Genomic DNA, 14,527 nt, shown 5'->3' with positions numbered 1-14,527 from the left:
GTGAGTCATGTATCAAAAGATTCTGGTGGCGGTTGACGGTAGCGAATCGTCCAAACGCGCGTTGAACGAGGCGGTCCGCATGGCGTCGCTCGGCAAGGGCAGCGTGCATTGCGTCTACGTGGTGGACAAGTCCGCGCTCTTCACTTACGCGGGTTACTACGACCCGGTCGCGCTGCTCGACGCGTTTCGCCGCGACGGCACCGAAGCGCTCGAAGCCGCCGGCAAGGCGGTAGCTGCCGCGGGCCTCGCGGGCGACACCGAACTCGTGGAAACCGAAAGCGCCGGCGACGACGTGGCGGCCTGCCTGCAGCGCTGCGCCCAGCGTTACGGCGCCGAACTCGTGGTGATGGGCACGCACGGCCGGCGCGGCGTGCGGCGCGTGGTGCTGGGCAGCGTGGCCGAACGGTTTCTGCGCTTCTCGACCTGCCCGGTGCTGCTCGTGCGCAGCGACGACGTGGAAAAGGCGGCGGCGAAGTCATGAGCTACATCGGTAAGGCACAGCGGCTATTCAACGGACCCAAAGACGGCGCGAAGCACGGGGAGCCAGCCATGGTGCGCAAGGAGTATCGGATCGTTCTCGCGGCGATTGCCGTGTTCACAGCGTTGGCCGGCCTCGGCTTCGTCATTCACGGGCTGCTGTTCGAGGCCGGCGCGTCGTTTCGCTATGGCATGGCGGCCGTCGTGGTGGGGATCGCGGGGTTCGTCATGCTGCTCAACCCCACGCCGAAGGACGACGCCTGACACGCCATACGCGATGAAACGAAGCCGCAGGAGCACCACGACATGAAGGGAATCTTGCGGCTGGCGTTCAAGCTGCTCGTGAACGACAGCGCGAAGTTCACCGCGCTCATCGTCGGCATCACGTTCGCCGTGTTCCTGATGGTGCAGATGACCTCGCTGTTCTCGGGCGTGCTGAACCGCTCGTCGGCCACGGTCATCAACGTGGGCGCGAAGGTCTGGGTGATGGACCCGGCGGTGAAGACCATCGCCAACAGCATCGGCATGCCCGACTACGTGCTGGACGCGGTGCGCAGCATAGACGGTGTGAAGTACGCCGTGCCGCTCTACTCGGGCGGCGCGCTCGTCAAGCTGCGCGACGGCACCTACCAGGCGGTGACGGTGATCGGCCTCGACGACACGAGCCTCTACGGCTGGCCGCGCATGAAGACGGGCCACATCGAAGACATCTACGCGGAAAACGGCTTCATCGCCATCGACGACGCCGAGTTCGTCAAGCTCAACAACCCCACGCTCGGCACGGACTTCGAACTGAACGACCACCGCGGCAAGATCGTGGGCATCGCCACCGTGTCGAGCAGCGGCCTCTTCGGCACGCCCACGCTCTACACCACGTACACGCGGGCGGTCGAATACATTCCGTCCGCGCGCTACACGACCTCGTACGTGCTCGTGGAGCCGAAATCCGATGCGGACATTGCCCACATTCAGGCCGTGGTGAAGTCGCTCGGTTACGTGGCCTACACCAAGGAAGAGTTCATGCAGCGCATCTCGCGCTTCTACAAGTACGAGACGGGGCTCGGCACCAACATCTTGCTGATGACGGTGATCAGCTTCATCGTGGGGCTCTCCATTTCGGGGCAGACGTTCTACACGTTCATTCTCGAAAACCTCGAGAAATTCGGCGCGCTCAAGGCCATCGGCGCGAAGAGCCACGAACTGGTGGGCATGATCCTGTTTCAGGCCACCTTCACGGCGCTGACGGGCTACGGCCTCGGCGTCGGGATCTGCGTGGGGCTCATCAGCCTCGTGCGGCTGCGCATTCCCGGCTACGCGGCGCTCATCACGTACTTCAACCTGTTGCTCGCGTTCGGCATGGTCGTGGTGATCGCCGCGCTGTCGAGCTACCTCGGCGTGCGCCGCGTGCTGCGCATTGAGCCGTTCGACATCTTCCGCGGCTAGGTACGGGCGATGACGAAACTCGCAATCGACGCGCACGGCGTGGACAAATGGTTCGGCGAAGGCGAGGCGCGCACGCGCGCGCTCGCGAACGTCAGCATGCAGGCGCGCTTCGGCGAGATGCTGCTGATCGTGGGACCGTCGGGCAGCGGCAAGACCACGCTCCTGAGCGTGATCTCCGGCATCCTGCGGCCCGATGGCGGCGACGTGGTAGTGGACGGCGTGGACCTCTGGAAGCAGCCCAACGACGCAATCGCTGACTTTCGCCTGAACCGCATCGGCTTCGTGTTTCAGGACTACCACCTGTTCCCGCGTCTCACCACCGCGGAAAACGTGGCGATTCCCCTGATCCTCAAGCGGCGCCCCTGGGACGAAGCCATGACCGAGGCGCGCAAGTATCTCGACATCGTCGGCCTTGGCAACCGCGCGGGCATTGCGCCCGTGAAGCTGTCGGGCGGCGAGCAACAGCGCGTGGCGATTGCGCGCGCCGTGGTGAGCCAGCCCGACATCCTGATCTTCGACGAGCCCACGGCGTCGCTCGACGGCGACACGGGCCGCTCGATCATCGACTTCGTGAAGCACCAGGTGCTGAGCGACACGCGCTGCATCGTGATCGTCACGCACGACAGCCGCATCTTCGACTACGCGGACCGCATCCTGCGCATGGAGGACGGCCAGCTCAAGGGCATTGAAATGGGAGGCGGGGAGTGAGGCAGAAGCTCTTGTTCGCGGCGGCTTTCGTGGGCTTCGTGGCCGCCATGATCGCGGCGTGGGTGTACGGCATCCAGCAGCAGCCGCAGCCGCCCGTCTTCAAACCGGCGTCGAATCCCTACGCGCAGGGCGTGTACGCCGAGGGCATCGTGGAGAGCGATCAGCCCGCGGGCGCGAACGTCAACGTGTATCCGGACGTCTCGGGGCGCGTGACGCGCATTCTCGTGCGCGACGGTGCCGCCGTGAAAGCCGGCGACGTGCTGCTCACCATCGACGACACCGTGCAGCGCGCCACGGCCGAGCAACTGGCGGCGCAGGCGGACGCGGCCCAGGCCATGCTCGACGAACTGCACGCGCAGCCGCGTCCCGAAACGCTCAATGTGGCAAGCGCGCAGGTCACGGCCGCTGCCGCCACGCTCAAGACCGCCGAAGACCAGTACGCGAAACAGCAGCGCGCACATGACATCGACCCGAAGGCCATCAGCCGCGACGCGCTCGACAACGCCGCCAACGGCGTGAAGGTGGCGCGCGCGAATCTGGACGTGGTGACGAGGCAATACCAGCTCACGCGTGCGGGCGCCTGGACGTTCGACGTGCGCAACCAGGAGCGCCAGGTCGTGGCGCTGCGCAAGGCCGCGGCGTCGGCCGGCGCGCTGCTTGACCGCTACACGCTGCGTGCGCCGGCAGACGGCGTGGCGCTCGCCGTCAATGCCGCGACGGGCGGTTACGTCTCGTCGCAGGGCGTCTACGAGACCTATTCGCAGGGCTACGCGCCCGTCGTGGTGCTCGGCACGCCGTCGAACCGGCTCAACGTGCGCTGCTACGTGGACGAGATTCTCATCAACCGGTTGCCCGATGCGAACACGGCGGCCCACAAGCTGAAGGCGCGCATGTTCGTGCGCGGCACCCAGGTGGACGTGCCACTCGAGTTCGTGCGCATCCAGCCTTACGTCACGCCGAAGATCCAGCTTTCGGACCAGCGCACCGAGCGCGTGGACGTGCGCGTGCTGCCGGTTATTTTCCGCGTTGCGCCGCAGAACGCCGTGCGGCTTTATCCGGGACAACTCGTCGATGTGTACATTGCTGCCCAGTAGGCGCGCGCGCTTTGCGCTCGCCGCCTGTCTCGGTGCGCTTGCGCTTCAGGGCTGCATGGTGGGCCCGAATTTTTCGAAGCCCGGCACGCCGCACGTGGACCGCTATCTGCCCGGCGAACCGCTGCCCGCCACGCTCACCGCGGCCGGCGCCGCGCAGACGTTTTCGCCCGGCGCGCCGCTGCGCGACGACTGGTGGACGCTGTTCCAGTCGAAGGCCATCGACGCCGCCGTCGACGAGACGCTCACCGGCAACGCGACGCTCGCAGGCGCCCAGGCGTCGCTGCGGCGCAGCGAGCACGAACTGCGCGCCGGTGCAGGCGTGTTCTTCCCGCAGGTGGATGCCGGCGCCAGCGCGCTGCGCGAGCGCTACGTCGGCGCGCGTCTGGGCAGCGGCGCCGCGCCCACGATCTTCAATCTCTTCACGCTGTCGGCGAGCATCAGTTACGCGCTCGACATCTGGGGCGGCGAGCGGCGCGCCGTGGAAGGGCTCGCGGCGCAGGTCGATGCCGACCGCTACGCCCTCGTCGCCACGTGGCTCACCCTCACTTCGAATGTGGTCAACGCGATGATCGCGCGCGCGGCCTACAGCGACGAGATCACGGCCACCCAGGAAATGATCGGCCTCGTGGACGAACAGATCGCGCTCACCCAGGCGCAGTACGAGGCCGGCACGGCGGCGTGGACGGCGGTGCTCACGCTCGAAAACGAGCGCGCGACGCTGCAGGCCTCGCTGCCCGCGCTCGCGCAGAAGCGCGCGCAGACCGAACACCTGCTCGCCACGCTCGCCGGCAGGCTGCCCGCGGACTGGCAGGCACCGCCGGTGTCGCTCAGCGACATCGCGCTGCCCGCCACGCTGCCCGAGACCGTGCCGTCCGCGCTCGTCGCGCGCCGGCCCGACATTCTTCAGGCCGAAGCGGCGCTCCATGTGGCGAGCGCGAACATCGGCGTGGCGACGGCGGCGCTGTTGCCTTCGGTCACGCTCTCGGCGTCGGGCAGCTTCAACGGCACGACCGTGCCAACGCTCTTCGGCAGCGCGGGCAAGGCCTGGACGGTGGGCGCCGACGCCACCACGCCGCTTTTTCACGGCGGCTCGCTCTGGTTTCAGCGCGAAGCCGCGAAAGACGCCTACGACGCTTCGCGCGCCGCGTATCAGCAGGTGGTGCTGGCGGCGTTCCAGCAGGTGGCCGACACGCTGCGCGCGCTCCAGCACGACGCCGAGGCGCTCGCGGCGCAGACGCGGGCGGTGGAGTCGTCGTCGGAGGCGCTGCGGCTCCTGAAGGTGAGTTACGAGGTGGGCACCGTCGATTACCTGCAAATACTCATCGCGGACGGCCAGTACCACCAGGCGCGCATTGCCTGGCTCCAGGCGAACGCGCAGCGGCTTCAGGACACCGTAGCGCTCTATGCGGCGCTGGGCGGCGGATGGAACGAGGCGCGATAGGACGGGGGAGGGAAGCGATGGCGCCCAGGCGTGGCGATGCGAGAGGTGGCACGAAAGGTGGCACGAGAGGTGGCACGAAAGGCGACGCCGTCGCGCACACGGAGCCTGCCTTCGCGCACAACCGCAAGGGCCGCGACCGACTCCGCCGCGCTTGACTCAGGTCAAGCGCATGCCGCACACGCCCCCTATGCTGGTTTCAGAGCCACGGCGTGCGAGGCGCGCCGCGGCATGCGACGAACCCTCGCCGGAACGACCCGCCATCCCGGCAACCCCGTCTGAACAGCCCGCTACCCACAGGCCGCGATCATGCAGATTTCCTTTCCTCCCGAGCCCCCCGCGTACGACGGCCGGGATCTCGTTCTCACGTTCCCCGCCATCGTGGACGACACCTACGTGCAGTGCACGATCACGGCCGAGGCGCTCGAAGACCACTTCGGCGCCGCGTCCCCGCGCGAGGAAGACCTGATCCAGGCGTTCAACGCGAACCGGCCCGCAATCGAACGGGCAGCAAGGACGCTGCTCGGCGAATTGGGCGCGAAGCCCGTGCTGCTGCATAGCGGCTATTTCCGCTTCTACGAATCGCAGGGTTGAAGCGTCCAGCTAAAGCGTCCGACCTCGGCCGCCTCGGGTGATAAGCGAGCGCACCTCAGCGCACGACCGTCATTCGCAGGCCCCGTCCAGCATTGACGAGTCTGACGGCACACCGCCCGCGCCAACGGCACGTGGCGCCACCCCCGCAACCGCCCGCAGGCGCGCAAAGAGCGGCGCCCACCATTCGGCCGTCTCGAAGCACGCCGGCGCCACTTCCGTGTTGAAACGCACCACGAGCGCTGCCTCGTCCGCCGTGAACGGTTCCGCCTGCGCAAGCTGGGCCGCGAGGACGGCGAGGCCCGCATCGGATGCATCGCGTCCCGTTGCCGAGCGCGTCGTCACGCGCGCTTCCAGACACGTGCGGCTCGCGTCGAAATCGAGCAGAACCACGGGCACGCCGAGCTTGCGCGCCAGCGCGACGAAGCGTGCGCGGTGCGCCTGCTTGAGGAACGTGGCATCCACGAGCGCGGGGTAGCCGGCCGCGAGAATCTGTTCGGCGATGTCGAGCAGATGCGCGTATTCGGCGTCGATGGCCGCGGGCGTGTAGGCGCTGGCCGGCAACGTCCGTTCGACTACCGGTGACAGAGGGCGCGCGCGCTTGCGCTCCGTGTCGCTCGCCACGCGGATCGCGCCGCTCTGCCGTGCGAGCGCGCGGCTTGCCACCGACTTGCCCGAGCCCGAATAGCCGTGGCAGAGCAGCAGAAAGGGCCGGCGCGGGGCCGTCATGCGCATGGCCACCTGCGCGTAGTCGGGTGGGGCCGACGCGCCCGGCGATTGTCCCCGTACGCCGCGCGCCGCGCGCACGGTCTGCGCTTTCAGCCTCGCCACCATCGCTCGCACGAGTGCCCGGTAAGCGAGGTAGAGCGGCATCGGGGCCAGCGCCGCGAAGTCGCCCGTGGCCTGAAGCCAGCGGTCCAGCGCCCGCCGTGCGAGATCGGCGCGGCCATGCGCTTCAAGGTCCATCAGGAAGAAGGCGAGGTCGTTCGCGACATCGTTCCAGCGCAGGGCGTCGTTGAATTCGATGCAGTCGAACATCAGCGCGTCGTGGCCGCGGCGCACGACGTTGTCGAGGTGCAGATCGCCGTGACAGGCGCGCACGAAGCCCGCGGCGCGGCGCGCCTCCAGCAGCGGGGCAAGGCGCGCGAACTGGCTCTCGATCCACGCGTGCAGCGCTGCGCCGCCCGGCTCGTCGGTACGTGGTGGCAGCACCGCTTGCACCTGCGCGCGAAGCTGCTCAGCACCGCCGTAGCCGGGATGCGGCGAGCGGCGCGGCGCACGCAGATGCCAGGCGGCGAGCCGGTCCACGGCGCGGTCGATATCCACGGCAGCCAGCGCGTTTCGTACGACGAGCTTCGAAAACAGCTGCGACTCGTCGAAGCGGCGCATCTGCACTAGGTAGTCGACCGTGCGGCCGCGGTCGTGGCCGGCAGCAGGCAACGCACACCGACGCCCCGTGCGGACCACCGGCACCACCGCGCGATAGAGCGGCCCCGCGAGCGGCCGGTTCAGCTTCAACTCGGCCTCGCAGCAACGCAGCCGGTCGGCAAGCGAGCCGAAATCCACGAAGCCGAAGTTGACGGGTTTCATCCGTTTGTAGGCGAAACGGCCGGCCAGGTAGATCACGGAGATGTGCGTTTCGACGCGCCGGATGCGTCCCGCCGGATGCCGGTACGTCACGGCGCGGCGCAGGGCGGCGTCCACGGCGCGCGCTTCGTGTCGCGCCTCGCGTGGCACGAAGCGCGTGCCTGTGCGTCGATGAGGCGAGTGCATTGAACGAGCCAAAGACGGATGAGGCAAAGGCGGGCGGCGGCGTGGCATCGTCATGATGGGCAGGGGCTCGGTTCAGTAGCGCAGATAGCGTGCCCGCACGCGTCGAAAGCGTGCGCTGTCGGCGGCTGCGATGGCGGCGGCGGTGTCTACCGCGGCGTCCACTGCGGCGTCGCGCAGGGCGTTGGAGACGAGCGTCGAGCCCACTGCGTCGCGCGTCGCGGCCAGGTCGAAGGTGTCGGGCCAGAGCGCGTGAAGCGTCGCGATCATCGTGAGGCCCACGCGCGCGGGCTCGCGTGCCGGGTTCGCCTTCACCACGCGCACGCCGTGGCACAGCACACCGTGCCAGCGCGATTCGGTGGGCACGAAGTCGATGGGCTCGAAGCGGACGTCGGTCTGCGCCGAATTCAAGGCGGCTGCCAGCTTCGCACCATCCATCCACGGCGCGCCGATCCATTCGAACGGATGCGCCGTGCCGCGCCCCACGCTTACGTTCGCGCCTTCCAGCAGCGCCACGTCGGGGTACAGGTCGAGTTGCGCGGGCGTGCGCAGATTCGGCGACGGCGGTACCCAGCCGAGTCCCGTGTCGGCAGGGCGCATGGCGCGCGCGTAGCCTGCCATCGGAATCACGCGCAGGTCCGCGCCGATGTGCCGTTCCGCGTTGAAGAGCGCGGCCAGTTCGCCCACGGTCAGGCCCGGCAGCAGCGGCAGCGGAAAGTAGCCCGTGAACGACTCGCGTCCGGCATCCAGCACCGGGCCGCCGAAGCGGTCCGCGCCCTGCGGGTCCGGGCGGTCCAGCACGAAGAGCGGAATGCCGCGCGCGGCCGCGGCCTCCAGCGCGTAGCCGAGCGTGGTCTCGTAGGTGAAGAAGCGCACGCCCGCGTCCTGCAGATCGAAGACGAGCGCGCTCACGCCGTCGAGCGATTCCGGCGCGAAGCGCTGGCCGCGTCCGTAAAGGCTGTGCACGACGAGCCCCGTGGCGGCGTCGTGCGTGTCCGCTACGCGTTCGTCCACGTCGGTGGTGAGGCCGTGCTCGGGCGCGAAGAGGGCCACGAGCCGCATGCCGGGTGCGCGCGCCAGCACGTCGACGGTGCGGTGGCCTTGCGCGTCGAAGCCGGTGCGGTTCGTGACGAGCCCCACGTTGAAACCCGCGAGCGGCGCGAATTGCTGGGCTTCGAGTACGTCGATGCCGGTTGCCACGGGTCCGTACGATGCCGGCAACACGGCCGCGAACGCGAGCGCCGGGGCCGCCCATGGCGCGCGTTGCGCGAGGGCCGCGGCGGACAGCGGCGCCTGGCGGCTCGCGAACAGCGACGTGATCTGGTCGCGCAGCGGCCGGGCGTCGCCGCTGTCGTCGGGATGCACGCGGTTGGTCAGGATCACGACGAAACGGCCCGTGGCCAGATCGATCCAGAGCGCGGTGCCCGTGTAGCCCGTGTGGCTCATCGTGCCCACCGCCGGCAGGCGGTCGCGGTTCGCGACGAGCGGCGCGCCCGTTTCCCAGCCGAGGCCGCGCCACGAGCCGGCCCGGCCTAGGGTGTCCAGCGTGTCCGGTGTGGCCATCGCGGCCACGCTTGGCGGCGTGAGCACGCGTACGCCGCCAAGCTGCCCGCCGTTTAGCAGCATCTGCGCGAAGCGCGCGAGGTCCGCAGCCGTCGAAAAAAGGCCCGCGTGGCCCAGCATGCCGCCTGCGCGCGCGGCGATGGGATCGTGGACGCGTCCGCGCCGCAGGCTCCCATGGTCCATCGTCGTAGGTGCCGTGCGGGCAATGTGCGCCGCGTCGGGCAGGAACATCGTGTCGCGCATGCCGAGCGGGGCGAAGACGTGCTTGCGGCACCACGCGTCGAGCGGCATGCCCGACACGCGCGCCACCAGTTCGCCGAGCACGATGAAGTTGATGTCGCTATAGATCACGCGTTCGCCGGGCGGCGTTGCGGGCGTGCTCGCCGCGATGCCGCGCAGCAGCGCGGCGCGGGCTTCGTCCGGTGCGGCGGGCGCGGGCAGCGGTGGGTCGGGCGGTAGCCCCGAGGTATGCGTGAGCAGTTGCCGCACGGTGATGGCGTCTTTGCCGCCCGCGGCGAACGCGGGCCAGTAATGCGCGACGGGCTGATCGAGTTCGAGCCGGCCGCGCTCCACGAGCTGCATGACCGCCGTCGTCGTAGCGATGACCTTGGTGAGCGAGGCGAGGTCGAACACGGTGTCTTCGGTCATCGGCTCGCGCTCGGGCGTGACCATGCGGTCGCCGTACGCTTCATGCAGCGCGATGTGGGTGGCATCCCCCGCTACGACCACTGCGCCGGGCAGGCGATGCGCGGCGATCTGGCCCGCGACGATCTGCGCAAGCTGGGTGCGGGTGGCGGCGTCGAAGTCGGCTGGGGAAGAAGCCGATGCGGTAAGGGCGGGCGGGGCGGCTTCGGGTGTCGCGGTGGTGGCGGTGGTGGCGGGCGGCGCGGCGTTCCCGGTCTGGGGCTGGGGCTGGGTATCGGCCTGGTTCTCAGCCCGGGTCTCAGCCTGGTTTTCAGCCCGGGTCTCACCCTGCGTTTCAGCCTGGCTCGCGCTCGTCAACATCCACAGCGCGGCGAATGCCACGAGCCCCAGGCACTTCACGAGCGCCGCCGCCATCGCAGCAACGCGTCGCCGCGCATGGCTTCGCGTGGCGCCCGTGTCCCGTCGCACGCGCACCCCGCTCAATGCGGCAACTGCGCCGGATCGTAGTGATTGCGCGGGTTCCATAGCATCCAGCCGTCGGTGTCCGCGCTGTCGGCAGCGTCGGTCTGGGCGCGGACTTCGTCGGCGCCGAACTCGCGGTGGTCGAACGCGTAGTCGCGAAATGCCTGGAGCCACGGCCGGAACCGCACGCCCGGCAGCCCGGTGCGCGCCTTCGCTTCGGCCAGCGATCGCCGCACGATCTGCCCCGGGTCCGTGGTCGGTTTCGTGCAGCCAGGCAGGCCCCACGTGAAGCCGGACGGGTAGAGCATAGGCGAGATGTAGTCGAGCGGGCCGCCCAGCAGTTCGAGCTGCTGGCCGATGGCGGTGTCGTCGGTATTCCAGCAGACGTAGCCGAAGATGTCCGCGGCCACGAACACGTTGTAGGGCGCAAGGCGGGCCCGCGCCGCCTGCAGGAAGCCGACGATGGCCGCCGTGCGGTTCGCCTGCGTGTTGGGCTCGGCAAAACGCAGGCCGCTCGCATCGGGAAAGCGCACGTAGTCGAACTGCACTTCGTCGAAGCCGAGCCGCGCGACTTCCTCCGCCACGTCGAGGTTGTGCGCCCACACCGCGTGCGAAGACGGATCCACCCACTGCAGATGCTCGCGGTCGCGCCACACGTGGCCGCTTTCGTCGTGCACGGCGAGTTCGGGGTGGGCGCTCGCGAGCGGATCGTCCTTGAACACCACGATGCGCGCGATCAGATAAAAGCCCTGTTCGTGCAGCTGAGCGACGAGTGCGGCGAAGTCGCGCCGGATGGGCGCGTGCTCCGTCAGTTGCGCGGTGGCGCCAATCGCGTCGCGCGCGGCGCTCGGGTAGGGCGTGAGACCGCGATCGCCTTTCATGTCGATCACGAGTGCGTTGATGCCGTTGCTTTCCTTGAGCCGCACGGCGCCCTCGCGCAGCGTTTCGTTGTTCACGCCGTACACCGAGAGATAGACCGCGCGCGGCCGGAACGGCGTGAGCGCGACCGTCACCGGTTCGCCGCCGGCCGAGGTGGCCTGGCCGCGCAGATACCCAGGCGCACGCGCTTCGACGATGGGCGCGGCGAGCGTGCTGGAAAACGCGCCGTTGGCGTCCGTGTGCTGCGAAACCCCGCCCACGGTGACCGTCGCACCGGGCACGGGCGCGTGCGTGGAGGCGTCGATCACGACGCCGCTGATGGCGGCAGTCGCGGCGAGTGCGAGGGACGGCGTGAGTGCGGCGACAAAGACCGCGATGAAAGCGGCTGCGACGGTGGCTGCGAAGCTGGCTGTGATTCTGGCTGCGAACCCGGCTGTGATTCTGGCCGCAAGCGCGGCCGCCAGGGTGGCGGGGAGCGCGCCGGGCCTCGCGCCCGCACGGGCGTTGATGCGAGACCCGGCACGACCGCCGGCGAAGCCCCTGTCGAGCACGCCACGAACCCAGGCCAACACGCTCGCCCGCAAAGGCCTCCCCCTTCTGCCAGGTTTGGCCCTCATCGTGCGGACTCCCCGGACGACACTGCCGGCGTCACCGTTTCGCCCAGCAGCCGCGCGAGCACGGCGGGCGTGCAGGCATCCACCATCAGGAAGCGCGGCATGGCGAGGAGCCGCGCGCGAGGCGTCACCTTGTGCGCCTCGAGCGTGAAGGCCGCCTTGTAACCCGCTTCGCTCGCAAGCGTGACGAGTTCCTCGTCGTAGACGCCGAACGGCCACGCGAGCATGTCCACGTCCGTGCCGACCTCGGCTTCTATCCGCTCGCGCGAATGTTTGAACTGCGTGAGCACGAAGCGCCGGAACTCGTCCGGTGCCTGGCGGCGGCGTTCGATGTTGAAGTTCGGATGCCACCACGTGTGTGACTGCACGTCGAAGAGTCCGGTGTCGTGCAGCGTGCGCAGCTGGTTCCACGTCAGCGCATAAGGCGCGTTGGAAACGGCGCTCGGATAGACGAACAGCGTGACGGGCAAATGCTCGCGCTGCACGATGGGCAGCATCACGTCGTAGACGGAACGGTGCCCATCGTCCACGGTGAGGGCCACGGCCTTGAGCGGCAGCGTGACGGGTGTGCTGGCCGGCCCGCCAGCAGATGCATTCGCGGGCGCACGTTTCGCCTCGTCCTGCTGCGCGCGCAGCCACGTCACCACGTCGCGCAGCGGCACGAACTGATAGCCGTGCTCGCGCAGGAAGCGCAGCTGCGCCTCGAAGGTTTGTGTGCGCACCGTCATCGAATCTTCCGCCGTTTCGGCGAAGCGGTGATAAACGAGAATCGCGACTTCCCGTGTGCCCTGCGGGTCCGGTGCGCTACCCACCGGCGCGCCACCCGCGCCGCCGGCCCAGGCCATGCAGGTCGTCCAGCCAATACCTGCCGCAAACATACGCCACCCCCGTCCGAAAAATTGTTGCATTCAAGCCTCTGCCTGTTCTTTGCCCGCTGTGTGCCTTGCTGTGTGCCTTGCTCTGTGCCTTGCTGTGTGCCTCGGTGTGCCTGGGTATGCCAGTTACCGCGTTCTGCCGACGTTTCGTCGATGTCTCATTGCCATGGCGCGCTTGTGCGCACCCGCGCGGCGGTTGCGCGCCCGAATCGCCGGTTCATTGCCGCTTCGGTCAATCGCTATCGGGCAAGCGGCACGAGGCCGCATTTCGCCGCGTTGGACGTATTCGACCCGTCGAGCGCCCTTGCTGGCTTGATCTGAGTCAAGCGGGTCCGCCCCCGTGAAAACGGTTACGCGCCCACGAGAAGCCGCCTTTGGCCGTGCGCGCCCCGCAGCGGCGGCGCGCGCAGCACCGCATCCCCGTTATTCGCGTTTCGCGGCCGTTTGAGCAGGGTGGCGCCCGCTTGATCGGTATCAACATTTGCCAGGGCGTGTGCGCGATGCTGGAGGCCGAATCTCGCGCGTTGCTCACGCATTCGTTGCTCACGCATTTCTCGCGCCTTGCTCTTCCATTCACGTGCACTTCACCGCGCAGGAGACGCCTCATGAAGTCCGATGCAACACTCAAGCAGGACATCGAACAGGAGCTGTACTGGGACCCCGCGCTCGACGCGCGCAGCATCGAAGTGGCGGTCCACGACCGCATCGTCACGCTGCGCGGCTCGGTGTCGAGCTGCGCGCAGAAGATCGCGGCCCAGAAGGCCGCGCAACGCGTGGGCGGCTGCCGCGCGCTCGTGCTCGAACTCGACGTGCCCGAGCCGCCGCCGGGCGCACGTTCCGACGAGGAACTGGCGCAGGCCATCGTCTCCGCACTGAAGTGGCAGGAGGGGCTCGACGAAGAGTCCATCCAGGTCGAGGTGGAGCGCGGCTGCGTCACGCTCTCGGGCGAGGTCGACTGGGGCTACCAGCGCCACGCGGCCGAAATGCTCGTCTCGCGCATGCGCGGCGTGGTGGGCGTGATGAACCAGATCGCGGTGCGCGCGAACGAAGCCGCCGCGGACGTCGGCACGCAGATTGCCGCGGCACTTGCGCGGCGCGCGCAACGCGAATTCGCGGGCATTGCCATCGACGCGCGCGACGGCATCGTCACGCTCACCGGCACCGTGAGTTCGCTCGCCGAGAAGCGCGCGGCGTGCGGGGCGGCGTGGTCGGCAAGAGGCGTGCGCTCCGTGGTGGACCATCTCAACGTGGCGTGACGCGGGCGCGGCATTGAGCCGTCAGCAGTTTCACCGGTCCGCCGTTGCGCGGCTGGTCAAAGAGGGCATCAAAGCCGGTATCGAAGCCGGTACCGAAGCGCATGCACAGGCAGATACGCAGGCCGATGCCAAAGCAGATAGTCGAAGCAGATATAGAGGAAGAGGACACACATCATGACCCGTTCCACTGAACCCGGCGGCACGAAAATGCGCCGCGACCATCAACCCGGCGCCCGTACCGACGACAGCTACCGTCAGCCGAAGCGTGAGGCAGGCGGAACCACTTGCAGCCAGTGCGGCGCGACCTGTGAAAACGGCCGCTGGACCTGGCGCGCCGCGGCGGACGACGCGCGCCAGATCGTCTGCCCCGCGTGCCGCCGCATTCTGGAAGGCGCGCCCGCGGGCGAACTCGTGCTCTCGGGCGACTACCTGCAGGCTCACGTCGACGACGTGCTCGGCCTCTTGCGCAACCAGGCCGCGGGCGAGGAAAAGGAGCATCCGCTCGAACGCATCATGGCGATCGATTCCGCCGACGGCCAGGTGGTGGTGCGCACCACGGGCCCGCATCTCGTGCGCCGGCTGGGCGAAGCGATGCTCAGAGCCCACCAGGGCGAACTCACCATCAGCTACGGCGAGAACGAAGCCCTGTTGCGCGGCGCGTGGTCGCGCGGCGCGACGGGTAAATAGGCATCGCGACGAGACCACCGCAACG

General features: G+C 68.8%; 13 protein-coding genes. 9 read left to right on the top strand and 4 right to left on the bottom strand.

All coding sequences use genetic code 11. From position 1 onward, the window contains the following. Nucleotides 1-7: 7 nt before the first annotated feature. From PKKP23_RS12510 to PKKP23_RS12480, 7 genes are all read left to right on the top strand, one after another. Entirely contained in the window at nucleotides 8-481 is a 474-nt protein-coding gene (locus PKKP23_RS12510) for a universal stress protein (protein WP_126877127.1), read from the top strand. A 68-nt stretch (nucleotides 482-549) separates the two neighbouring features. Next, entirely contained in the window at nucleotides 550-741 is a 192-nt protein-coding gene (locus PKKP23_RS12505) for a DUF2964 family protein (RefSeq protein ID WP_026121641.1), read from the top strand. A gap of 42 nt (nucleotides 742-783) precedes the next feature. Further along, nucleotides 784-1,920: an ABC transporter permease gene (locus tag PKKP23_RS12500; RefSeq protein WP_017775694.1), complete on the top strand. Its 1,137-nt coding sequence runs from the start codon at nucleotides 784-786 to the stop codon at nucleotides 1,918-1,920. A 9-nt stretch (nucleotides 1,921-1,929) separates the two neighbouring features. Beyond that, on the top strand, nucleotides 1,930-2,628 hold the full coding sequence (locus tag PKKP23_RS12495) for an ABC transporter ATP-binding protein (RefSeq protein ID WP_126877126.1): 699 nt from the start codon (nucleotides 1,930-1,932) through the stop codon (nucleotides 2,626-2,628). After that, on the top strand, nucleotides 2,625-3,722 hold the full coding sequence (locus tag PKKP23_RS12490) for an HlyD family secretion protein (RefSeq protein WP_126877125.1): 1,098 nt from the start codon (nucleotides 2,625-2,627) through the stop codon (nucleotides 3,720-3,722). The genes PKKP23_RS12495 and PKKP23_RS12490 overlap by 4 nt, the downstream gene beginning before the upstream one ends. After that, on the top strand, nucleotides 3,700-5,163 hold the full coding sequence (locus PKKP23_RS12485; protein WP_126877124.1) for an efflux transporter outer membrane subunit: 1,464 nt from the start codon (nucleotides 3,700-3,702) through the stop codon (nucleotides 5,161-5,163). Before PKKP23_RS12490 ends, PKKP23_RS12485 begins: the two co-directional genes overlap by 23 nt. Before the next feature lie 306 nt (nucleotides 5,164-5,469). Then, nucleotides 5,470-5,754, top strand: a complete 285-nt coding sequence (locus PKKP23_RS12480) for a DUF1488 family protein (protein WP_017775698.1) — start codon at nucleotides 5,470-5,472, stop codon at nucleotides 5,752-5,754. 69 nt (nucleotides 5,755-5,823) lie between these two features. Here the strand turns inward: PKKP23_RS12480 and PKKP23_RS12475 are convergent, their stop codons facing one another. The 4 genes from PKKP23_RS12475 to PKKP23_RS12460 form a co-directional block, all read right to left on the bottom strand. After that, nucleotides 5,824-7,524 (bottom strand): bifunctional aminoglycoside phosphotransferase/ATP-binding protein, encoded by a 1,701-nt coding sequence (locus tag PKKP23_RS12475; protein ID WP_126877123.1) that lies wholly within the window; start codon nucleotides 7,522-7,524, stop codon nucleotides 5,824-5,826. 72 nt (nucleotides 7,525-7,596) lie between these two features. Then, the gene (locus tag PKKP23_RS12470; RefSeq protein ID WP_240658961.1) at nucleotides 7,597-10,197 is read right to left on the bottom strand and encodes a serine hydrolase; all 2,601 of its coding nucleotides are present in this window, start codon (nucleotides 10,195-10,197) and stop codon (nucleotides 7,597-7,599) included. Between the two features lie 11 nt (nucleotides 10,198-10,208). Further along, on the bottom strand, nucleotides 10,209-11,579 hold the full coding sequence (locus PKKP23_RS12465) for a putative glycoside hydrolase (protein WP_420873223.1): 1,371 nt from the start codon (nucleotides 11,577-11,579) through the stop codon (nucleotides 10,209-10,211). 104 nt (nucleotides 11,580-11,683) lie between these two features. Beyond that, complete coding sequence (locus PKKP23_RS12460; protein ID WP_126877121.1) at nucleotides 11,684-12,529, bottom strand: polysaccharide deacetylase family protein; 846 nt, start codon at nucleotides 12,527-12,529, stop codon at nucleotides 11,684-11,686. Between the two features lie 635 nt (nucleotides 12,530-13,164). On the opposite strand from PKKP23_RS12460, the gene PKKP23_RS12455 reads away from it, so the two are divergent. Together PKKP23_RS12455 and PKKP23_RS12450 are read left to right on the top strand one after the other, a co-directional pair. Then, a complete protein-coding gene (locus tag PKKP23_RS12455; RefSeq protein WP_026121643.1) occupies nucleotides 13,165-13,815 on the top strand; it encodes a BON domain-containing protein in 651 nt (216 codons plus the stop codon). A gap of 174 nt (nucleotides 13,816-13,989) precedes the next feature. After that, nucleotides 13,990-14,502, top strand: a complete 513-nt coding sequence (locus PKKP23_RS12450; RefSeq protein ID WP_126877120.1) for a BCAM0308 family protein — start codon at nucleotides 13,990-13,992, stop codon at nucleotides 14,500-14,502. Nucleotides 14,503-14,527 lie beyond the last annotated feature (25 nt).

Origin of the sequence: Paraburkholderia kururiensis JCM 10599 = LMG 19447, from assembly GCF_003986935.1 — a bacterium.
GTDB classification, from domain to species: domain Bacteria; phylum Pseudomonadota; class Gammaproteobacteria; order Burkholderiales; family Burkholderiaceae; genus Paraburkholderia; species Paraburkholderia kururiensis.
The sequence above is the reverse complement of the archived record's forward strand: the minus strand, read 5'-3'. Positions and strand labels throughout refer to the sequence as shown.